The organism is Streptomyces sp. NPDC091272 (assembly GCF_044757485.1).
Classification (GTDB): Bacteria; Actinomycetota; Actinomycetes; order Streptomycetales; family Streptomycetaceae; genus Streptomyces.
This window is the reverse complement of the sequence record NZ_JBIVVC010000004.1, coordinates 119,048-138,864: the sequence shown is the minus strand read 5'-3', so window position 1 is coordinate 138,864 and position 19,817 is coordinate 119,048. Positions and strand designations below refer to the sequence as shown.

Sequence of the window (19,817 nt, the reverse complement as noted above, 5' to 3'; positions counted from 1 at the left end):
GCGAAGGCCTTCCGCCCACCTGCGCGTCACGCGCAGCCACGGCTCAGCCGTCCTTGCGGCCCTTCTCCAGCGAAACCTGCGCGAGATTCGCCTGGCAGCCCGACGGACACGAGATCACGAAGGTGTTGTCACCCTCCTTGAGGTGGAGCCAGGAGTAGGTGCTCTGCCAGCCCTTCTCCCAGTCCCCCTCCGGCGTGCTGCCGAAGTTCTTCATGTTGACGCCCGAACCGTGCGGCTTGCCGTTGACCGTGAGGTCGGCCTTCGCGTCCTTGCCCGGGATGCCGTAGTCGACGACCAGGGTGTACTCCCCGGCCGACGGCACCTTCGCCGTCCATGTCGCGGACGCTCCTGCGGTGGTCAGCGGCACGTACGTCCCGCTCTCCGACTTCGCCCCCGGCACGTCCTTCATCGCGCTCAGACCCGACGACAGCTGCAGCACACCGGCGTCCGACCTCGGCAGCTCGACCTGCGGCTGCTCGCCCTTGGTCGGTTCCTCCGTCGGCTTCGGCGGCTGGGACTGGCCCTGGCCCTGCCCCGCCGTCGCGCCGTCCTTGCCCGCCGCCTGGTCGTTGGGCTCGTCGTCGCCGAAGTACAGCGCGGCACCGATGCCGACCACGACGGCCGCGACCACCGCGAGCGCGCCGATCAGCAGGCCCCGCGTGTTGGGCCCACGACCGCGGCCACCACCGCCATGACCCTGCTCACCCTGGTGCGGGGCGGGCCTGGGCGGCACGCCGCCGGGCTGCGTCTCGGGCGCCGCGTAGTGCGCGTTGGGCTGCCCGTACGCCTGCCCCGGCTGCGAACCCTGCCCCTGCTGCTGCGGGAAGGGCTGCGTCGCCTGCGCCTGCTGCCCGTACTGCGACTGCTGTCCGTACTGCCGCTCACCGACCGCACGCACCTGGTTGTACGACGTCCTGGGGACCCCGCGCTGCGAGGTCGGGCCCGGGTAGCCGTAGCCGCCGCCCGAGCTCGGCGGCTGAGCGCCCGCCGCCCGGCCGTCCTCATAGAGGTAGCCGAACGGATCGTCGTCCTCGGGCGTGCTCGTGCCGTTGTTCCCGGCCGTCATCCCTGGTCACTCCTCACCATGTTCGCCAGCTTCGCCGACCGGGCGAGCCTACCCCGTACGGGCAGAGCCCTTCTGGGACATGGAACACAGCACGGAAGCGGGCCCGGTTACCCGGCCCGTCGGTGCACCTTCGAGCGGGAGCGCTTCTCGATGTACATGCGCTGGTCGGCGGATTGCAGCACCTCGTCCACGGTCATCCCGCACTCGGCCCAGCCGATGCCGAAGCTGGCGCCCACCCGGACCGCGCGGCCGTCGACCCGGATGGGAGGGATGATCGCGTTACGGAGCCGGACCGCGAGGTCCGCCGCGTCGGCGCTGCCGAGGCCGTCCGCGAGCACCACGAACTCGTCACCGCCGAGCCGCGCGACGGTGTCGCCGTCCCGGACGCACGTGGTCAGGCGCCGGGCGACCTCGATCAGCACCGCGTCCCCTGCGGAGTGTCCGAAGCGGTCGTTGATGGACTTGAAACCGTCCAGGTCGCAGAAGAGGACCGCGAGCCCCTTGATGCCGTCGTCCTCGACGCCCTCCAGCGGCGCGACGGTGTGCACGTGGTGGTCGTAGACGCCGGGGTCGCCCTCGCCCGTCGGGTCCCCGAAGAAGCCGTCGTCGTACGTCACCCCGTCGTCGTACGCCCCCTCGTACGCCGCGTCCAGCGCCTCGACCGCCGTCGCCCGGACCGCGTGCGGCCTGCGGCAGAGGCGGGCGCTGAGGCGGGCCCTGAGCTCGGCGCTGTTGGGCAGGCCGGTGAGGGAGTCGTGGGAGGCGCGGTGCGCGAGGTGCAGCTCGTGCCGCTTGCGCTCCTCGATGTCCTCGACGTGGGTGAGCAGGAAACGGGGGCCGTCGGCGGTGTCGGCGACGACGGAGTTGCGCAGATTGACCCAGACGAAGCTGCCGTCGCGGCGCTGGAGGCGCAGCTCGGCCCGGCCGCCCTCCGCTGAGGTGCGCAGCAGGGTGCCCACGTCCTCGTGGTGGACGAGGTCGGCGAAGGAGTAGCGGCGCATCGCGGAGGCCGGGCGGCCGAGCAGCCGGCAGAGCGCGTCGTTGGTGCGCAGCAGCCGGCCGTGCTGCTCGCCGCCCATCTCGGCGATGGCCATGCCGCTCGGTGCGTACTCGAAGGCCTGCCGGAAGGACTCCTCGCTGGCGCGCAGCGCCTGCTGCTCACGCTCCAGTCGGACCAGGGCGCGCTGCATGTTGGAGCGCAGCCGGGCGTTGATGACGGCGATGGAGGCCTGGGAGGCGTACATCGTGAGGGCTTCCTGCCCCCACGCGCCGGGGCGGCGCCCGCCGCGCGGCCGGTCCACCGAGATCACGCCGATCAGCTCGCCGTCGCCGCCGGACGCGTACATGGGCGCGTACAGCCGGTCGCTGGGGTGCCACTCGTCGGCGAAGCGGGGTTCGGGGCCCTCGGTGTGCCACTGCGGGACGTCGTCCTCCGTCAGCACCCAGCCCTCGGTGTGCGGAATGAAGTGCAGGTCGCCCCAGCGCTCGCCCATGGACAGCCGGCGTTCCCAGGAGGCGCGTGAGCCGACGCGGCCGGCGATGAGGGCCTCGGCCGCGGTGTTGCCCGCGAAGGCGGCGACGACGAGGTCGCCGTCCGGGCGGACCAGGTTCACGCAGGCGAGTTCGTACCCAAGGCCGGCGACGATGCCGTCGGCGACGGCCTGCACGGTGTCCGACAGACTGCGTGCCGTGTTGAGGTCAGCGACCACCCGGTGCAGTTGCCGCAGGGTCGCAAGACGGACGTACGGCTCCGACTCGGCCTCCATGGCCCGCTCCCCGAGACCTCGACAGCAACGACAGCAACTCCAGGCTTCTCATCGTCCGATTGCCTCCGCCACTGAATCACAGCGCGCTGCTCCCCCGGTACACAGGGTCAACAATTACTTCCCTCTGTGACTCAAGTCACAAGAGACTAACGGAAGTTGATGTTCCCCTGGTGGGAGCGCTCCCGTGCAGGCAGGAGCACCCGTGTGGCCGAAAACGGGCGGCGAACGGAGGGCGGCCAGAAGGTGTACGAGGGCCTTCGGGGAAGATCGCGAAGGGGGCACGGCGGCCCGGGACCTAGGTCCCGTCTGGTCCCTGCGCCCGATGTGCCGGAGGCATGGTCCCGCCTACCGTTGATCATGTGTTCCAGACGACAGAAGCCACCGCGCAAAGCCCCCTCCCGGCATCCGGCCCCGGTGTGATCCCCCATCCTGAGGGGGTGAGCGATGACGAGTTCCGTGCCGCGATGGCCCGTCTCACGGCGGGAGTGACCCTGGTGACGGCCCACGACGCGGACGGCGGCCCGCGCGGCGAGGACGTCGGGATGACGGCGACGGCCTTCATGTCGGTGTCGCTGGAGCCGCCGCTGGTGATGGTCAGCGTGCGCAACGGTTCCCGGATGGACGACCTCCTGGCGGAGCAGCCGCTGTGGGCGGTCTCGCTCCTGTCCGAGGGCCAGCGGCAGATCGCGGGCCGTTTCTCGATGAAGGGCCGGCTCAGCGACCGGCTGCTGTTCGCGGACATCGACTGGAAGCGGGGCGAGGTGTCGGGGGCGCCGCTGGTGGGCGGCGCGCTGGCGGCCGTGGAGTGTCGGACCGAGCAGCGGGTGGAGGCGGGCGACCACACCCTGGTCATCGGCCGCGTCCTCGCGGTGGAACTCCCCCACCAGGACGGCGCGCCGCTGACCTACTTCCGCGGCCAGTACCGCCACCTGAGCTGACCCCGGTCCGGAACGCGGAGACGGCCGAGTACCGTCACCTGGGCCTACCCCGGCCCCGAGCGCGGAGACACACGAGTGGGGAGACACACACGCCGCCACGGCCCGCACGCCGCCATACTCGCCACCGGCCCGCACGCCCCGCCCGCCGCCATCCGCGCCACGGGCCCGCACGCCCCGCACGCCGCCATACTCGCCACCGGCCCGCACGCCCCGCCCGCCGCCATCCGCACCCCGCCCCGCGCCCGAGCGGTCAGTGCCAGTCGCGGCCCGTCCTGCCGCCCTTCGTCCGGCTGCGCTGCTTCTTCTCGCGCAGCCGTCGCTCGTTGATGCCGCGCGGGACCTTCGTCGCCCGGCGCGGCCTGGGCGGCGGTGCGCTCGCCTCCGCGAGCAGCGACGCGAGCCGTACCGCCGCCGTCTCCCGGTTGCGCCACTGCGACCTGTGCTCGGAGGCGTGGACGGAGACGACGCCGTCGGCCAGCCGTCCGGCCAGCCGCTCCAGCGCCCGTTCCTTCCACACCTCCGGCAGCGCTTCCGTCCTCGCGAGGTCGAAGCGCAGTTCCACCCGCGTGTCCGAGGTGTTGACGTGCTGTCCACCCGGACCCGACGACCTGGAGAAACGCCACATGAGCTCGGCCTCCGGGAGGGAGACGGAGCCACGGATGATGTAGGGCCCGGACATGAGTCCATAGTCCCTGGTCATCACCCGCCCGTCACACCGTTTTCGCCACGGTTCGCCTCGCCGTGGGCCTTTCGGTTGCCTATTCGGCAAAGAAAGTAAAGAGAACCGCGCGAAGCTGGAACTTCCTGGGGCCCTGGCCGCGTTAGATGGGTGACGGTAGCTTCGGCACTCGTAACCGAAGCCCGCACACCACGAGGAAAGGGACATCCCATGGCAGTAAGCCTCAGCAAGGGTGGCAATGTTTCGCTCTCCAAGGAGGCCCCGGGCCTGACCGCCGTCACGGTCGGCCTCGGTTGGGACGTCCGCACGACCACGGGCACCGAGTTCGACCTCGACGCGTCCGCCATCGCGGTGAACCCCGCGGGCAAGGTCTACTCGGACGGCCACTTCGTCTTCTTCAACAACAAGGCGACGCCGGACCAGACCATCGTGCACACCGGTGACAACCGCAGCGGTGAGGGCGAGGGTGACGACGAGCAGATCAACGTCAACCTGGCCGGCCTGCCCGCCGACGTCGAGAAGATCGTCTTCCCGGTCTCCATCTACGACGCGGAGAACCGCTCGCAGAACTTCGGCCAGGTCCGCAACGCCTTCATCCGCATCGTGAACCAGGCCGGCGGCGCCGAGATCGCCCGCTACGACCTGAGCGAGGACGCCGCCACCGAGACCGCGATGGTCTTCGGCGAGCTGTACCGCAACGGCGCGGAGTGGAAGTTCCGCGCCGTCGGCCAGGGGTACGCCTCGGGTCTGACCGGTATCGCCCAGGACTTCGGCGTCAACGTCTGACGGACGCCCCCCGCCTGATCCTTCGAAGGCCCCGGCCACCGCACCTGCTCCCCGCGGCGGCCGGGGCCTTCGCCGCGCCCCAAGCCGCACGCCCCTGACCCGCACCCCACGCCCTGCCCCCCCGCCCCACCCCCCACCGCGCCCCCACAACTCCCCTTCATTGATCACCCGTTGACCGAATATCGGGCAGACTCCGTCACAAGTGGACCCTGAGCGGACGCTCTCCGGGCAAGAGAAGGTCAAATACTTGTGAGGCAATTGTTGGCACACCGTCAACTCTGTTCATTCGGTGTCACTCTCACATCGCTCAACCTCTTACCCCCCACGGAACGAGTGATGGAGAGCGCATGAACCCCCACAAGAGCTCTGTCCGCGCGTCCAGCAACACCAAGCGGGCCGCCGCCCTCGCCGCGGCCGCCGCCATGGTGGTCGTCGGAGTGCAGGCCGGTACCGCCACCGCCGCTCCGGAGAAGGCGCAGGCCCCCACCGCCTCCGCCGCCCCCGCGGCCTCCGCGTCGGCCGCCGCCCTGCGCGCCGGAGCCATCAAGTCCGCCCAGGTGAACGCCGGTTCGGCCGCCAGAACGCTGGGCCTCGACAGCGCCGAGAAGCTCGTCGCGCGGGACGTCATCAAGGACGCCGACGGCACTGTCCACACCCGTTACGAGCGTACGTACGCCGGCCTCCCGGTCCTCGGCGGCGACCTCGTCACCCATGTCGCCAAGAGCGGCGAACTGCGCAGCGTCGACCGTGCGACCGACGCGAAGATAGCCGTGGCGTCCACGACGCCCAAGCTCAAGGCGGCGACCGCGGGCGCCCGGAAGGTGATCTTCGCGGTCAGCGGCAAGCCCGTCCTCGCCTTCGAGTCCGTGCGGACGGGCACCAAGAAGGACGGCACGCCCAGCCGTCTGCACACGGTCACCGACGCCACCACCGGCAAGCAGCTCTACACGTACGACGAGATCGAGACCGGCTCCGGCGCCAGCATGTACAGCGGAGAGGTCGCGCTGAGCACCACCAAGGGCGGCTCGGGCTTCGACCTGACCGACGGCGAGCGCGGCGGTCACAAGACGTACGACCTGAAGGGCGGCCAGAGCGGCACCGGCACCCTGTTCACCGACGCCGACGACAAGTGGGGCAACGGCAAGGCCGACGACCCGCAGACCGCCGCCGTGGACGCCGCCTACGGCGCGGCGATGACCTGGGACTTCTACAAGGCCGAGCTGGGCCGCAACGGCATCGCGGGCGACGGCAAGGCCGCCTACTCCCGTGTCCACTACGGCAAGGCGTACGTCAACGCCTTCTGGGACGACAGCTGCTTCTGCATGACGTACGGCGACGGCATCGGCAACACCCACCCGCTGACCGCCATCGACGTCGCGGGCCACGAGATGAGCCACGGCCTCACGGCGGCGACCGCCAACCTGGAGTACGCGGGCGAGTCCGGCGGCCTCAACGAGGCGACCTCCGACATCTTCGGCACCGCCGTCGAGTTCTTCGCGAAGAACGGTGAGGACGTCGGCGACTACCTCATCGGCGAGGAGATCGACATCAACGGCGACGGCTCGCCGCTGCGTTACATGGACAAGCCCAGCAAGGACGGCCAGTCGCTCGACTACTGGGAGGCCGGCGCCGGGGACGTCGACGTGCACTACTCGTCCGGCATCGCCAACCACTTCTTCTACCTGCTGGCCGAGGGCAGCGGCGCGAAGGAGATCAACGGCGTGCAGTACGACTCGCCGACCAAGGACGGCTCGAAGGTCACCGGCATCGGCCAGCAGAAGGCCTACAAGATCTGGTACAAGGCCCTCTCCACCTACATGACGTCGACCACCGACTACCAGGCCGCCCGCGAGGCGACCCTGAAGGCGGCCGGCGACCTGTACGGCGCGGACGGCGCCGAGGCGAAGGCCGTGGCCGCCGCCTGGGCCGGGGTCAACGTCAAGTAGCGGGCACCTGGTCAAGTAGCCGGCACCTAAGTCAAGTAGCCGGCACCTGGCTCAAGTAGCGAGCACCTGTGCCAAGTAGCTGAGTTTCGCCAAGTAGCCCTCAGCCGCTGTGCGCGGACGGCTTGGCGTCGCCGTGCAGCCAGACGTCCCAGACCGCCGACAGATCCTTGTGCGTCTTCTTCTCGACGTACGAGGTGAAGTCGGCGGTCGACGCGTTCGTGTGCCGGTGGGTGGCGGCCCAGCCCTGGACGACCTCAAGGAAGGCGCTCTCGCTGCCGACCGCTTGGCGGATCTTGTGCAGGACCATCGCCCCGCGTTGGTAGACCGGGTCACCGGAGATCCGGCTCTCGTCCGGCGGGGTCGCGGGCGGGAACTCCCAGTTGTCGTCATCGGCGAACGCCGCCTCGAACTGTTCCTGCGCGCTCGGGCCGCCCTCGTCCTCCTCCCACATCCACTCCGCGTACGTCGCGAAGCTCTCGTTCAGCCACATGTCCCGCCACGTCTTCGGCGAGACGGAGTTGCCGAACCACTGGTGGGCGAGCTCGTGCAGCTGATCGCTCTCCAGGCTGTCCGTCCCCCCGTAGACCGGCTTGGTCTGGCTCTCCAGCGCGTAACTGACGTCTCCCTCCCGGGCCACCACCGATCCGACCGACGAGTAGGGGTACGGGCCGAAGTTGAGGACACACCACTCCATCAACTCGGGGATTCTGCGGCGCAGTTGCTCGCTCTCCTCGGCCACGGACGTCTCGGCCGCCGCGTACACCGGCACCGTGCGCACGACCTCTTCCTCGTCGTCGCCGAGTTCGGCGGGAGCCTGCCCCTCCCACACCTCGAACTCGCCCACGGCGAGCATCGCCAGATAGCTCGCCATCGGCTCGCGCATCTGCCAGTCGAAGGTCGTACGGCCGCCCTCCGTGCGCGGCGGGGTCCGCAACTCACCGTTGGAGATGGCTTTCTGCCCCTCGGGGACGGTGACCTTGATGTCGTAGGTCGCCTTGTCGGAAGGGTGGTTGTTGCCGGGGAACCAGGCCATGGACCCGGTGGGCTCGCCCAGGGCGAGCGAGACCTTCCGGTCATCGGAGCGCAGCCAGCCCTCCTTGTCGGAGTTGGCACTCGTGATCCTCGGCGGCGCCCCGGAGTACCGCACCACCGCCTTGAAGGTCTCCCCCTTCCGCAGGTCCCGCTCGGGCCGCAGCGTGAGCTCCGTGCCCGCCTGGTTCACGGCCGCCGCAGCCCCCTCGACCGTCGCGCTCTCGACCCTCAGCTTCGCCAGGTCGAGGTTGAACGCGCTCAGGTCCTGTGTCGCCCTGGCGGTGATCTCGGCCGTGCCCTTGAGGTGGTGCGCGGCCGGGTCGTAGTCCAGGTCGAGGGCGTAGTGGGAGACGTCGTAGCCGCCGTTGCCCGCCCTGGGGAAGAGCGGGTCCCGCAGGCCGTGTGCGCCGGGGGTGCCCCCGACGCCGCCGGTTCCGTCCGACGTACAGCCGGAAGCGGCGACGGCGAGGAGGAGGGCGGTGGCGGCCGGCAGGGCGACGCGGACGGGGCGGGAGCGGGCTGGGCGGGAGCGGGCTGGGCGGGGGCGGGCTGGGCGGGGGCTGCGGGAGGGCATCCGATGATCCTATGCGGCGATTTGCACCACCGGCCAGGACTGCTCAGCCCAGCACCGCGGACCCGGCCTGCTCAGCCCGTACCGCAGTCCTGGACTGCTCGGCCCGTACCGCGGACCCGCCCCGCTCAGCCCAGCACCGCCACGCCCAGCGGCCGTACGCCGGCCGGCAGCTTCCGCGTGCTGCCGCTGTCCAGGTCGACGGCCGTGATGCCGTCCCACCCGCCCTCGCGGGTGAAGCCCCCGGTGACGTAGGCCGTGCGGCCGTCCCGGGAGACCGTCACGTCCTCGTGCGGCCCGTCGAGCGGAACGACCCGCTCCGCACCCGAGGGGGTGCGAATGGTGAGCGAGGCCTCGTCGTCGTCGCCGGTGACCGGACCCGTACCGACGACGAGAAGGGTGCCGTCGGGGGTGAGCGCGGTGCCGTGCTGGTGGGTGTTGGCGGTCATCGGCTCGACGGTGACCCGCCCGGTGCGCGGATCGAGGACCGCGAGGCGTTCACCCTCGAAGGGCAGCAGAAGCCTGCCGTCGGAAGGGCGGACCGCCGCGTAGTGCGGCTTGAGCCAGGAACCGAGCCCGCCCTCCGTACCGTACGGAGCGACCTCCATGCGCCGGGCGCGGAGGGTGTCCGTACGCACGGCGGTGACGTCGTAGGAGTCGTGACCGGTCGCGTAGACCTCGCGGCCGTCGGCGGACACGTCCACGTCGAAGGGCCGGCGGCCGACCGCGACGGAGTCCACGACCTTCCGCGCCCGGGCGTCGATTACCTCCAACACCCCTCTCCCACCAGGTACGTTGACCCCGACGTACACCCGGCTGCCGTCCGGGGCGAGGGCGATACCCATGCCGCCGGCCCGGTACTCGCCCATGGTGGCGGGCCCGTCCGCCTTCGTCCGGTACGGGATCCGGCCGAGGCTCGTGCGGGTCCGGGTGTCGACGAGGGCGACGCCCTCGGCGGTGGCGACCCACGCCCGGCCGTCCTTGCCGACCACGAGACCGTACGGGGCGGTGCCGACCCGCACGGAGCCGACCGGCCCGCGCGCCGGGTCGACGAAGGTGACGGTGTCGGCGTCGAAGTCGGCGACGAGCAGGGTGCCCGCCGGGGTGGCGGCGGAGGCGGGCGTGGGCGCGGTGGGGGTGACGGTGGAGGCACGCGGGCCGTCGGGGGCGCTCTCGGCAGCACCGGCGCACCCGGTGGCGAGCACACCGAACAGCACGACTCCGAGCGCGACCCGCCGCAGGCCGGACCCGGCTCTCGACGCGGCACTCATCGCGGCACTCATCGCGGCTCCCGGAGCAGGGCGGCGATGCCGTCGAAGCCGCGCCGGACCGCGTGCTCCAGCGCGGTCGTGCCGTCCCCGTCCGGCAGGTCGGGGTCGGCCCCGGCGGCGAGCAGGATCTCCACGACCTGCTCGTGCGGGCGCCCGCCGTCACCGAGGATCACCGCCTCCAACAGGGCTGTCCAGCCGAGCCTGTTGACGTGGTTCACATCCATCTCGGTCTCGGCCAGCACGGCCCGTACGTAGTCCACGTGGCCGCGCTCGCTCGCCGGGATGACGGACACCCCGCCGAACCGGTTGGTCAGGGTCAGGTCGGGCCGCGCGGGCAGCAGCACGCGCATCATGGCGACGCTGCCCGTCACACCGGTGACCAGCCAGGCACTGTCCTCGCGCACGTCCTGCGCGTTCGGATCGGCCCCGGCCCCGACGAGCAGCCGGGCGGCCTCCACATGACTGCCGAGCGAGGCGAGCAGCAGCGGAGTACGCAGCTCCTCGTCGCGGGCGGTGACCCGGGCCCCGTCACCGAGGGCGTCCCGGACACCGTCGGCGTCCCCGCCCTTGGCGGCGGCGAGCAGACGCCGGTCGGCGTCGGGCGAGGGGGCGGGAGCGGGTGCGGTCATGCGGAGGCCTTTCCGTGCACTGTCCGTACGTACGGGTCGCACCGGGCGCACCGGGCGCACCGGGCGCACCGGGCGCACGAGGGTACGGACCCTACGTAGCTGTCGGGCATACACCTGCCGGGCGTACGGCTGACGGTCGTACGATTGACGGTCGTACGGTTGGCGGGCGTTCACCGGGCGGTCGTACATACGTACCGCTGTACGTGTACCGAGTGGGCGGGCGGCGAGGTTACTTCGCCAGCGCGGCCACGCCGGCCTGTGCGAACTTCTCGTCCTGGTCGCCGCTGGGCGCGCCCGCGACACCGATGCCCGCGATCGGAGCACCCTTGGCCTGGACCGGGGCGCCGCCCGCGAGGAAGAGGGTGTTGGGGATGTCCTTCAGGTTCGGGGCCTGGTCGAGGCGCTTGACGAGCTCGGAGGTGGGGGCGTTCCAGGAGACGGCGGTGTAGCCCTTCTTCACGGCCGACTCGGGCGACTGCGGGCCGGCGCCGTCGCCGCGCAGGGTGACGATGGTGTTGCCGTTGCGGTCGACGACGGCGACGGAAACGCGCTGGTTGTCCTTCTTCGCGGCGTCGAGGACGGCCTCGGCGGCCTTGGTGGCGGCGGAGACGGTGAGGTGGGTGGACTGCTGGAGGTTCCGGTTCGTGGTGTCGGCCTTGACGACACCCCGGGACTCGGCGGCCGGGGTGGCGGCGCCGGCACTCACGGCGCCGAAGGTACCGGCCCCGAGAACGGCGACGGCGGCGGAACCGGTGAGGACGCGGGTGCGGAGGGAGAGCTTGCGCATGGTGTGCTCCAGGGAGGAGAGGTGGGCGGGACGGGCCGGAGCCGGCATGGCTGCCGTTCTCCGTCTGCTCTCCAGCCTGGGCGAACCGAGGCCCGCCCACGGTCGACGCAGCGGCTCCTCCCACCGCCCCACCCGGCCGACCCGGGGGTCGTCCGATCGGCTGATGCGGGAATGCCCCACCCGGCCCAGGCTGGGTGCGCGAACCCCCTGCCGGCACGGGAGCAGCACGGTCCGGGGCGGGGACGGGACTGCCGGACGGGCGGGCGGGGATGGTCCGGCGGCGGCCGGGGCGGGGACGGGACTGCCGGGCGGAGACGGTCCGGCACCGGCCGGGGCGGGAGTACCCTCCAGCCCGTCCGGCGTCTGAGGACGCGCGGCGCAGCCGTGCACCGGGCGCAGCCCGGGACCCCCGCCCCCACCGGCCGGGGCGGGAGCACCCTCCAGCCCGTCCGGCGTTTGAGGACGCGCGGCGCAGCCGTGCACCGGGCGCAGCCTGGGACCCCCGCCCAACGCACGCCGACCGTGACCCGCCCCGGCTCCCCCTCCGAGCCCCGCGGCCAGCGGTTCAGGTGAAGGGGCGGGGAGGGGCACAATCCGCGAAGCGGACCCCACACCCGCACCCACTCACCCAGCCCCAGCCCCAGCCCCAGTCCCCAGTTCACCCCAAGTCCCCCACACAACAACACCCCCCACAACCCCAAAGCGGAGCGCCACGTGCCCCACGGCGACAAAGACCCCCAGGACCCCCACCCCCCTCACCCCCCTCACCCCTCCACCGAAGCCCCCCTCCCCCCACCCGACCCCGACGCCCGCCGCCTCGCCCTCGTCATGGACGCCGCCTTCTTCCTCCTCCTCGGCGCCTCCCTGGCCCGCTTCCTCCTCCGCCACCCGGGCGAACCCCGCACCCCGTGGATCATCGGCCTGAGCATCGCGCTCGCGCTGCTGCACGTCCTGCTGCACGTAGCCGGCCGCAACCGCCCCAGGGCCACGAGCCACCCCACCGGCACGAGCCACTCAAGAAGCGCGGGCCACCCAAAAAGCACGGGCCACCCCAAAAGCACGGGCCACCCCAAAAGCACGGGCCACCCCAAAAGCACGGGCCACCCCAAAAGCACGGGCCACCCAAAAAGCACGGGCCACCCCAAAAGCACGGGCCACCCCAAAAGCACGGGCCACCCCAAAAGCACGGGCCACCCCAAAAGCACCGCCCACCCCACCCTCGCCGCCGAAGTCACCCTCTGGGCCGTCCTCGTCGTCCTTGCCCCCAGCTTCGCCTGGTGCGCCGTCCCCCTGCTCTACACCGGTCTGCGCACCCTCCCCACCCGTATCGCCCTCGCCCTCGTCGCCCTCCTCACGGTCTTCGTCGTCACCGCCCAACTCCAGCTCTCGACCGACGGGTTCGACCCCAACCTGGTGCTCGCACCGCCCGCCGTGGCAGCCGTCGCCGCCGGTACGTTCGTCTACATGCAGCGCCAGGCCGCCCGCCAGCGCACGCTCATCGACGACCTGATCCGCACCCGCCGCGAACTCGCCGCCACCGAGCGCCGCGAAGGCACCCTCGCCGAACGCCAGCGTCTCTCCATGGAGATCCACGACTCCCTCGCCCAGGGGCTCTCCAGCCAGCAGATGCTGCTCCAGGCCGCCGACCGCACCTGGGACGCGGACCCGTCGACCGCGCGCCGCCACGTCCGTACCGCCACCTCCATCGCGGAACGCAACCTCGCCGAGGCCCGGCGCTTCGTCCACGACCTGGCCCCCGCCGACCTCGCAGCGGCCGGCGGCGGTCTCGAAGAGGCCCTGCGCGCGGTCGCCGCCCGCGAGAACGCCCGCTTCCGCGTCGACGGCGCCGCCCCCGCGGCCCCGCTCCCCGACCGCGTCCAGTCGGCCCTGGTCCGCATCGCCCAGGGGGCCCTGGCGAACGTTCGGGAACACGCCGAGGCGTCGACCGTCGCGCTGACCCTCACGTACCTTGATGATCAAGTGGTCCTGGACATCTCGGACGACGGCCGCGGCTTCGTTCCCGGTACCCGGCCGGCCGCCGGGGTGCGCGGGCACGGCCTGCCCGCCATCCGCGCCCGGGTCCAGCAGCTCGGCGGCACCCTGGCCGTCGAGTCCGCCCCCGGCGAGGGCACGGTCCTCTCCGCCGCGATCCCCCTGGAGCCCACCCCGTGACCCCCGCGACCGTTTCTCCCGTACGCATCCTGCTTTGTGACGACCACGTGGTCGTACGGGCCGGTCTGCTCGCGCTCCTGTCCAGCGAGCCGGACATCGAGGTCGTCGGCGAGGCGGGCAACGGCGAGGAGGCGGTGGCGATGGCGGCCAAGCTCGCGCCCGACGTCGTTCTGATGGACCTCCAGCTGGGCGACGGCATCGACGGCGTCGAAGCGACCCGCCGCATCGCCGGGACCGGTCCGCACGTACTCGTCCTCACCACGTACGACACGGACGCCGACATCACGCGCGCCATCGAGGCAGGTGCGACGGGCTACCTCCTGAAGGCCGAACGCCCCGAGGAACTCTTCGCCGCGATCCACTCCGCGGCGCAGGGCCGCACCGCCCTCTCCCCGCCGGTCGCGAGCCGTGTCATGGCGCAGATGCGCGGCACGGGCCGTCCCACCCTCACGGACCGGGAGTCGGACATCCTGGCGCAGCTGGCGCACGGGCTCGGCAACCGGGAGATCGCGCGGGCCCTGTTCATCAGCGAGGCAACGGTCAAGACCCACCTGGGGCGCATCTACGCCAAGCTCGGGGTGGACACGAGGGCGGGCGCGGTGTCGGTGGCGAAGGAACAGCGACTGCTGCCGTGAGGGTCCTTCGTACGGTCACAGCCTGGCGTGCTCACGGCCTGGCGTGCTCACGGCCCGGCGTGCGGTCACGGTCTGGCGTGCGGTCACAGCTCGGCGTGCAGTCACGGCATGTCGCGCGGTCACAGCCGGCGTGCGGTCACAGCCCGGTGCGGTCGGACGCCCGCACGGGTCAGAACTCACCCGTGTCCAGGTCGAAGCCGAGCGGCTCGGGCAGCGGCACCTTGCCCGGCATGTCGTACGCGACCCTGCTGGCGTACGTCTCGCCGGTCGGTTCCGTGCACAGCATGACCTTTCCCGCGTCGCGGTCGATGAGCAGGTAGACGGGGATGCCGGCGCGCGCATAGCCCCGGAGCTTGCGCACCCGGTCCCTGCCGCCGGTCGAGGCCGAGGTGACCTCGGCGACCAGGAGGACCGGGGACGGGTCGTGGAACTCCAGCGCGTCGTCGAAACTGCCCTTGGGCGCGACGACGAGGTCCGGCACGACCTTGCCGGTCGCGGAGGCGGCGGGGATGTCGAGGCCGACGCCGGTGTAACGCCCGAGCTGCCGGTGGTGATCGCGCACCTGCCCACTGATCTCGGACACGATTTCTTCATGCTCGCCATTCGCGGGAGGCGTCACGTGGATTTCCCCTTCGATCAATTCCACGCGCCAGCCCTTCAGGGCGACGGCGCTGAACACGTCGAAGGCTTCCTCGACCGGTACGGCCGGTACGACCGGACCGGTCGGCATGACCGGCCCGCCCGACACGACCGGCCCGGCCCCGCTCCCCTCGAACTCCTCGGACACCTCGGACTCGTCCTGGAACGGGTCCCACTGGGGTACGGGCAGTGCCATGGCGGACCTCCTTCGCGCAGCGCGACTCTCCCAGGGTAGGCCGACCGGACCGTCCGGAACCGTGTCGCTTCACTCGAACGTGTGAGCGGATACGTTTCTTCGCCCCGCCTCCGGCCGTGCGACCATCAGCTACGTGCTCGACATCGGTTACTCCCTCTCCCGCCGCTTCCCCGACCCGCCGCAAACGGACTACCGCCGTGCGGACGTCCGGTCGCTGCGGCACGACCTGTTCTGCGGTGACGTGTACCTCGCGGACACCAAGGCGGACCGGGAAGTATCCACAGCCTGGGGATGGGTTCCGGTACTCGACTTCGCGTGGGCGCTGTGCGACATCGTCGAGCAGCTCGACCAGGACCCGCGCGGCAACCGGTCCGCGCACCGGCAGTACGCCGAGATCGACTTCACCGAGTCCTCGGACCGCATGCTCTTCGAGCGGCGCTTCGGGTGGGTGGACGTCGAGGCGGATTGGATGCCGGTCGAGGAGGCACCCCTCACCTTCGGCCACCGGCTGCTGCGCCGTGAGGCCCGCGACTTCCTCCACGACCTGATCGCCGACCTCACCGACATGCACGACGGCCTCGCCGACAACCCGGCCCTGTGGACGCTCCAGGCCAAGTTCCCCCGCCTCGAAGCCTGACCCGCCCCTCCCGGGACCTCGCGAGCAGCCGTGCCGGGGGCGGGAGTGGGAGTGGGAGCGGCGCCCGCACGAACGCGGGGCACCGGGCACACCAGGCGCGCCTCCCTCACGCCCCCGCCTCCCTCACGCCCGAACCACCCGCGCCCCCACCTCCCCTACGCCCCCTCCACCCGCACCCCCGAACCACCCGCGCCCCCACCTCCCCTACGCCCCCTCCACCCGCACCCCCATCACCCCCGCGAAGACCGGCGCCAGGTCCAGCATCTGCGAGACCCCGATCACCGCCCCGCGCAGCCTCTCCGCCCCGCGGGCGATCTCCAGCGAAGCGACCGTCCGCAGGTCCACGTCCTTGAGCGTGGCCCCGCTCAGATCCACCCCCCGCAACGCGCAGTCGCGGAACTCCACCCGGTTCAGCGTCGCGTCGCCGAAGTCCGGCTCGACCAGCACGCACCCCTCGAAAATCACGTCCGTCAGCTTCGACCTGCGCAGGTTGAGGTAGTCGATCTTCCCGCCCCGGACCACCACCCGCTCCAGCACCGCCCCGTGCAGCTGGGTCCCGCCCAGTCGCGCGTCGACGATCTCCACGTCGCGCAGTGACGCCTCCGCGAGGTTCGTCCCGACGCCGCGTACGCCCTCCAGCACCGAGTCCATGACCCGCACCCTGCTGAGCCGCGTCTCGTCCAACGCCACCCCGTACAGCCCGCAGTCCATGAACCGGGCGCCGCGGCCCTCCTGCCCCACAAGGTCCAGGTCCCGGAACTCCAGGCCGTCGTAATCCCCTTCCGACTCCAGCTCCCCGTCCTCGAAGGGCAGTAGCTCCGGAAGCCGCACCTGTGCACGTCGTACCGCCGGGACCTGGTTCTTCTTCGCCTCACGAGCCATGCACCCCATGCTGCACCACGCCACTGACAAGGCGGCTTGCGGTGCTGAGGAGGGTGGGGGGTTGATGTCACACCCCGCCGTCCCCCACCCGTCATCACTCCCGAAGGCACCACCGAACCCGCTCCGGCCCGGGAGGCCCCCGTCATGTCCGCAGCAGCCCGCCCCGCCAACATTTCCACCGGGCCCGGGGCACCCGTCACCACCCTCACCGTCGTCGGCGGCGGTTTCGCCGGTCTCGTCGCCGCCGTCTCCGCCGCCGAGTCGGCCGCCGTCAGGTCCGGCCGCACCCGGGTGCACCTGCGCGAGGCCCATCACACCGCCGGCGGCCGGGCCCGTACCGCCGACGGTCCGTACCGCACCAACGAAGGCCCGCACGCCCTCTACTCCCGCGGCCCCCTCTGGGCGTGGCTCCGCCGGCGCGACCTGACCGGGCCCGTCGCCGCGGTCCCCGTGCGCGCCTCGCTCGGCGTCCGCTTCCACCGCGCCGGGGAGCTCCGCCGCCTGCCTCCCATGGCCGTGCTCCGCCTCGGCCGCCGCCCGGCGCACGAAGCCCCCGTGGACGCCGACTTCCACACCTGGGCGGCCTCCTTGATCGGCGAGCGCGACGCCCGGTACGCCGCGCACTCCATCGGGGTGGCCGTCTTCCACCACGACCCCGGCACCCTCTCCGCCCGCTTCGTGCAGGAGCGCCTGCACCGAGTGCTCGCGATGCCGCCGGAGGCTAAGTACCCGGTGGGCGGCTGGGGTTCGGTGGTCGACCGGCTGGTCGCCCACGCGGTCCGGCTCGGCGTACGCATCGACACCGGCTCGCGCGTGAGCACCGCCGAACTCTCCGCGGCCGCCGCGCTCGGCCCGGTGATCGTCGCCACGTCGCTACCGGCCGCCCGCGGTCTCCTCGCCGACGACACCCTCGTTCAGCAGAGCGGCCGGACCGCGCTGCTCGACCTCGGTCTGCGCGCCCGGCGGGGTGACGCGTTCATCGTCTGCGACCTGGACGCACCCGGCTGGGTCGAGCGGTTCACCGCCCAGGACGCGACCCTGGCCCCGCCGGGCGAGCAACTGATCCAGGCCCAACTCCCGCTCGCGCCGGACGAGTCGAGGCACGCCGGGATCGTCCGTGCCGAACGCCTCCTGGACCTCGGCCTGCCCGGCTGGCGGGAGCGCGTCACGTACCGCAGCGAGGCTCTCGCCGCCGGCCGCACCGGCGCCCTCGACCTGCCCGGCAGCACCTGGCGAGAGCGTCCTGCCATCGACCGAGGCAACGGTGTCTACCTGGCGGGAGACCAGGTCGCTGCCCCGGGACTGCTCGCCGAAGTGTCCTTCAACAGCGCCCTGGAAGCGGTGTCCCTGGCCCTGCGCACCCCACGGCACCACGGCACGAACTCGTCACGGCGCGACACTCGGACCCGCGGTTGACCTCGACCACGCTTGAGGCCGGAGGCTGACCACCGGGAAGCACGCACAGCGCCCAGAGGCGCGCCTCCCCCAGATGTCATACCTCCGCACGCATCCAGGAGTTGACCATGCACGCCGTCCGCCTCCATGCCTTCGGTCCCGCCGAGAACCTCACGTACGAGCAGCCCGGCCCCCCGGCAAGCGTGCGGCCCGTGCCCGCGCGTCGTAGCCACGCGCACACCCGCACACACACCCCCCCGCAAGCCACTCCTTGCCCCACCCTCCCCCCGCCCGCTAGCGTCCCCGCACCACCACCCCCCTGAGCAGCCAAAGCGTGCAGACAGGACGAAGGTCATCATGCGTAAGGCAAGGACCGACACCGCCAACGGAGGAATCTCCTTCTGGTACGCCGAGCAAGGCATACCCACCCCACGCGAGCCCCTGCCCGGGGACTCCACCGCCGACGTCTGCATCGTCGGCGGTGGTTACACCGGTCTGTGGACGGCGTACTACCTCAAGAAGGCGGTTCCGTTCCTCAACATCACCGTCCTGGAAGCCAAGTTCTGCGGCTACGGCGCCTCCGGGCGCAACGGCGGCTGGCTCTACAACGGCGTCGCGGGCCGCGACCGCTACGCCGCGCTGCACGGCCAGGAGGCCGCCACCCGCCTCCAGCGCGCCATGAACGACACGGTCACCGAGGTCGTCGACATCGCTGCCGCGGAGCACATCGACGCCGACATCCACCGCGGCGGCGTGCTCGAAGTCGCCTACACACCCGCCCAGTTCGCGCGACTGAAGGCCTTCCACGCCCACGAGGCCTCCTTCGGCGAGAAGGACCGCGTCCTGCTCGGTGCCCGCGACACCGCGGCCCGCGTCCGGGTCGCCGGAGTCGTCGGTGCCGGCTGGACCCCGCACGGCGCCCGCCTGCACCCGGCGAAGCTGGTCAAGGGGCTCGCGGAGACCGTGGAGGCGCTGGGCGTCACGATCCACGAGTCCACCCCCGTCACCGCCATCGAGCCCAAGCACGCCCGCACCCCGTACGGCACGGTCCGCGCCCCGTACGTGCTGCGCTGCACCGAGGGCTTCACCGCCTCCCTCGACTCCCAGCGCCGCACCTGGCTCCCGATGAACTCGTCCATGATCGTGACGGATCCGATCCCCGCCGCCCTCTGGGAGACCATCGGCTGGGAGGGGCGCGAGAACCTCGGCGACATGGCACACGCGTACATGTACGCCCAGCGCACCGCCGACGACCGCATCGCCATCGGTGGCCGCGGCGTCCCCTACCGCTTCGGCTCCAGGACCGACAACGACGGCCGCACCCAGGCCGCCACGGTGGACCTCCTGCGCGAGATCCTGGTCCGCTTCTTCCCGACCCTCGCCGGGACCCGCGTCGCCCACGCCTGGTCGGGCGTCCTCGGCGTGCCCCGCGACTGGTGCGCCACCGTCACCCTGGACCGTACGACCGGCCTCGGCTGGGCCGGCGGCTACGTCGGCTCGGGCGTCGCCACCACCAACCTCGCCGCCCGCACCCTGCGCGACCTCTTCCTGCAGGACTCGGGCCAGGGCGGCGCGAGCGACCTGACCACCCTGCCGTGGGTCAACCACAAGGTCCGCAAGTGGGAGCCGGAGCCGCTCCGCTGGCTCGGCGTCCAGGCCATGTACGCCGCCTACCGCGAGGCCGACCGCCGCGAACTCACCGGCCACAGCCCGGCCACCCACCGCCTCGCCACCCTGGCCGACCGAGTCTCCGGCCGCCACTGAGCCCGCACGTAGTTACGTAAGTGAGT

17 protein-coding genes are annotated in these 19,817 nt (G+C 72.0%); 8 read left to right on the top strand and 9 right to left on the bottom strand.

From position 1 onward, the window contains the following. Nucleotides 1–43: 43 nt before the first annotated feature. Both ACIQM4_RS13735 and cdgB read right to left on the bottom strand, forming a co-directional pair. Entirely contained in the window at nucleotides 44–1,066 is a 1,023-nt protein-coding gene (locus ACIQM4_RS13735) for a carbohydrate-binding protein (RefSeq protein ID WP_401590517.1), read from the bottom strand. Between the two features lie 107 nt (nucleotides 1,067–1,173). After that, complete coding sequence (gene cdgB, locus ACIQM4_RS13730; protein ID WP_401590515.1) at nucleotides 1,174–2,832, bottom strand: diguanylate cyclase CdgB; 1,659 nt, start codon at nucleotides 2,830–2,832, stop codon at nucleotides 1,174–1,176. A 335-nt stretch (nucleotides 2,833–3,167) separates the two neighbouring features. Here cdgB and ACIQM4_RS13725 point away from each other — a divergent pair, with 335 nt between their 5' ends. After that, nucleotides 3,168–3,770 (top strand): flavin reductase family protein, encoded by a 603-nt coding sequence (locus ACIQM4_RS13725; RefSeq protein WP_401590513.1) that lies wholly within the window; start codon nucleotides 3,168–3,170, stop codon nucleotides 3,768–3,770. 250 nt (nucleotides 3,771–4,020) lie between these two features. On the opposite strand, the gene arfB is transcribed toward ACIQM4_RS13725, so the two are convergent. Continuing rightward, the gene (gene arfB, locus ACIQM4_RS13720) at nucleotides 4,021–4,449 is read right to left on the bottom strand and encodes an alternative ribosome rescue aminoacyl-tRNA hydrolase ArfB (protein ID WP_401590510.1); all 429 of its coding nucleotides are present in this window, start codon (nucleotides 4,447–4,449) and stop codon (nucleotides 4,021–4,023) included. Nucleotides 4,450–4,659: 210 nt separating this feature from the next. On the opposite strand from arfB, the gene ACIQM4_RS13715 reads away from it, so the two are divergent. Both ACIQM4_RS13715 and ACIQM4_RS13710 read left to right on the top strand, forming a co-directional pair. Beyond that, the gene (locus ACIQM4_RS13715) at nucleotides 4,660–5,235 is read left to right on the top strand and encodes a TerD family protein (RefSeq protein WP_401590507.1); all 576 of its coding nucleotides are present in this window, start codon (nucleotides 4,660–4,662) and stop codon (nucleotides 5,233–5,235) included. A gap of 347 nt (nucleotides 5,236–5,582) precedes the next feature. Further along, the gene (locus tag ACIQM4_RS13710) at nucleotides 5,583–7,181 is read left to right on the top strand and encodes a M4 family metallopeptidase (protein ID WP_401590504.1); all 1,599 of its coding nucleotides are present in this window, start codon (nucleotides 5,583–5,585) and stop codon (nucleotides 7,179–7,181) included. Nucleotides 7,182–7,281: 100 nt separating this feature from the next. Here ACIQM4_RS13710 and ACIQM4_RS13705 read toward each other — a convergent pair whose 3' ends face one another. From ACIQM4_RS13705 to ACIQM4_RS13690, 4 genes are all read right to left on the bottom strand, one after another. Next, nucleotides 7,282–8,787: a M1 family metallopeptidase gene (locus tag ACIQM4_RS13705; RefSeq protein WP_401590502.1), complete on the bottom strand. Its 1,506-nt coding sequence runs from the start codon at nucleotides 8,785–8,787 to the stop codon at nucleotides 7,282–7,284. 125 nt (nucleotides 8,788–8,912) lie between these two features. Next, entirely contained in the window at nucleotides 8,913–10,067 is a 1,155-nt protein-coding gene (locus tag ACIQM4_RS13700) for a YncE family protein (protein WP_401590500.1), read from the bottom strand. After that, the gene (locus tag ACIQM4_RS13695) at nucleotides 10,064–10,684 is read right to left on the bottom strand and encodes an ankyrin repeat domain-containing protein (RefSeq protein ID WP_401590497.1); all 621 of its coding nucleotides are present in this window, start codon (nucleotides 10,682–10,684) and stop codon (nucleotides 10,064–10,066) included. Before ACIQM4_RS13695 ends, ACIQM4_RS13700 begins: the two co-directional genes overlap by 4 nt. Before the next feature lie 229 nt (nucleotides 10,685–10,913). After that, entirely contained in the window at nucleotides 10,914–11,471 is a 558-nt protein-coding gene (locus ACIQM4_RS13690) for a heme-binding protein (RefSeq protein ID WP_401591398.1), read from the bottom strand. An 828-nt stretch (nucleotides 11,472–12,299) separates the two neighbouring features. On the opposite strand from ACIQM4_RS13690, the gene ACIQM4_RS13685 reads away from it, so the two are divergent. Next, nucleotides 12,300–13,643 carry a histidine kinase gene (locus ACIQM4_RS13685; RefSeq protein WP_401590496.1) on the top strand — a complete coding sequence of 448 codons (1,344 nt, stop codon included), beginning with the start codon at nucleotides 12,300–12,302 and terminating at the stop codon, nucleotides 13,641–13,643. After that, nucleotides 13,640–14,278: a response regulator gene (locus tag ACIQM4_RS13680; RefSeq protein WP_401590495.1), complete on the top strand. Its 639-nt coding sequence runs from the start codon at nucleotides 13,640–13,642 to the stop codon at nucleotides 14,276–14,278. Before ACIQM4_RS13685 ends, ACIQM4_RS13680 begins: the two co-directional genes overlap by 4 nt. Nucleotides 14,279–14,447: 169 nt before the next feature. Here ACIQM4_RS13680 and ACIQM4_RS13675 read toward each other — a convergent pair whose 3' ends face one another. After that, nucleotides 14,448–15,008 (bottom strand): Uma2 family endonuclease, encoded by a 561-nt coding sequence (locus ACIQM4_RS13675; protein WP_401591396.1) that lies wholly within the window; start codon nucleotides 15,006–15,008, stop codon nucleotides 14,448–14,450. Between the two features lie 238 nt (nucleotides 15,009–15,246). Here ACIQM4_RS13675 and ACIQM4_RS13670 point away from each other — a divergent pair, with 238 nt between their 5' ends. Continuing rightward, nucleotides 15,247–15,750, top strand: a complete 504-nt coding sequence (locus ACIQM4_RS13670; RefSeq protein ID WP_401590492.1) for a hypothetical protein — start codon at nucleotides 15,247–15,249, stop codon at nucleotides 15,748–15,750. Between the two features lie 204 nt (nucleotides 15,751–15,954). On the opposite strand, the gene ACIQM4_RS13665 is transcribed toward ACIQM4_RS13670, so the two are convergent. After that, entirely contained in the window at nucleotides 15,955–16,632 is a 678-nt protein-coding gene (locus ACIQM4_RS13665) for a pentapeptide repeat-containing protein (protein WP_401590490.1), read from the bottom strand. 144 nt (nucleotides 16,633–16,776) lie between these two features. Here ACIQM4_RS13665 and ACIQM4_RS13660 point away from each other — a divergent pair, with 144 nt between their 5' ends. Both ACIQM4_RS13660 and ACIQM4_RS13655 read left to right on the top strand, forming a co-directional pair. Beyond that, the gene (locus ACIQM4_RS13660; protein WP_401590487.1) at nucleotides 16,777–18,048 is read left to right on the top strand and encodes an NAD(P)-binding protein; all 1,272 of its coding nucleotides are present in this window, start codon (nucleotides 16,777–16,779) and stop codon (nucleotides 18,046–18,048) included. Between the two features lie 336 nt (nucleotides 18,049–18,384). Next, nucleotides 18,385–19,791 carry an NAD(P)/FAD-dependent oxidoreductase gene (locus ACIQM4_RS13655; RefSeq protein WP_401590484.1) on the top strand — a complete coding sequence of 469 codons (1,407 nt, stop codon included), beginning with the start codon at nucleotides 18,385–18,387 and terminating at the stop codon, nucleotides 19,789–19,791. The last annotated feature ends 26 nt before the right edge of the window (nucleotides 19,792–19,817 follow it).

Excerpts from the sequence above, each read along its gene's own strand:
- ACIQM4_RS13735 (WP_401590517.1), bottom strand. The coding sequence starts at position 1,066 with ATGACGGCCGGGAACAACGGCACGAGCACGCCCGAGGACGACGATCCG.
- cdgB (WP_401590515.1), bottom strand. The coding sequence starts at position 2,832 with ATGGAGGCCGAGTCGGAGCCGTACGTCCGTCTTGCGACCCTGCGGCAA.
- ACIQM4_RS13725 (WP_401590513.1), top strand. The coding sequence starts at position 3,168 with ATGGTCCCGCCTACCGTTGATCATGTGTTCCAGACGACAGAAGCCACC.
- arfB (WP_401590510.1), bottom strand. The coding sequence starts at position 4,449 with ATGTCCGGGCCCTACATCATCCGTGGCTCCGTCTCCCTCCCGGAGGCC.
- ACIQM4_RS13715 (WP_401590507.1), top strand. The coding sequence starts at position 4,660 with ATGGCAGTAAGCCTCAGCAAGGGTGGCAATGTTTCGCTCTCCAAGGAG.
- ACIQM4_RS13710 (WP_401590504.1), top strand. The coding sequence starts at position 5,583 with ATGAACCCCCACAAGAGCTCTGTCCGCGCGTCCAGCAACACCAAGCGG.
- ACIQM4_RS13705 (WP_401590502.1), bottom strand. The coding sequence starts at position 8,787 with ATGCCCTCCCGCAGCCCCCGCCCAGCCCGCCCCCGCCCAGCCCGCTCC.
- ACIQM4_RS13700 (WP_401590500.1), bottom strand. The coding sequence starts at position 10,067 with ATGAGTGCCGCGATGAGTGCCGCGTCGAGAGCCGGGTCCGGCCTGCGG.
- ACIQM4_RS13695 (WP_401590497.1), bottom strand. The coding sequence starts at position 10,684 with ATGACCGCACCCGCTCCCGCCCCCTCGCCCGACGCCGACCGGCGTCTG.
- ACIQM4_RS13690 (WP_401591398.1), bottom strand. The coding sequence starts at position 11,471 with ATGCGCAAGCTCTCCCTCCGCACCCGCGTCCTCACCGGTTCCGCCGCC.
- ACIQM4_RS13685 (WP_401590496.1), top strand. The coding sequence starts at position 12,300 with ATGGACGCCGCCTTCTTCCTCCTCCTCGGCGCCTCCCTGGCCCGCTTC.
- ACIQM4_RS13675 (WP_401591396.1), bottom strand. The coding sequence starts at position 15,008 with ATGCCGACCGGTCCGGTCGTACCGGCCGTACCGGTCGAGGAAGCCTTC.
- ACIQM4_RS13665 (WP_401590490.1), bottom strand. The coding sequence starts at position 16,632 with ATGGCTCGTGAGGCGAAGAAGAACCAGGTCCCGGCGGTACGACGTGCA.
- ACIQM4_RS13660 (WP_401590487.1), top strand. The coding sequence starts at position 16,777 with ATGTCCGCAGCAGCCCGCCCCGCCAACATTTCCACCGGGCCCGGGGCA.
- ACIQM4_RS13655 (WP_401590484.1), top strand. The coding sequence starts at position 18,385 with ATGCGTAAGGCAAGGACCGACACCGCCAACGGAGGAATCTCCTTCTGG.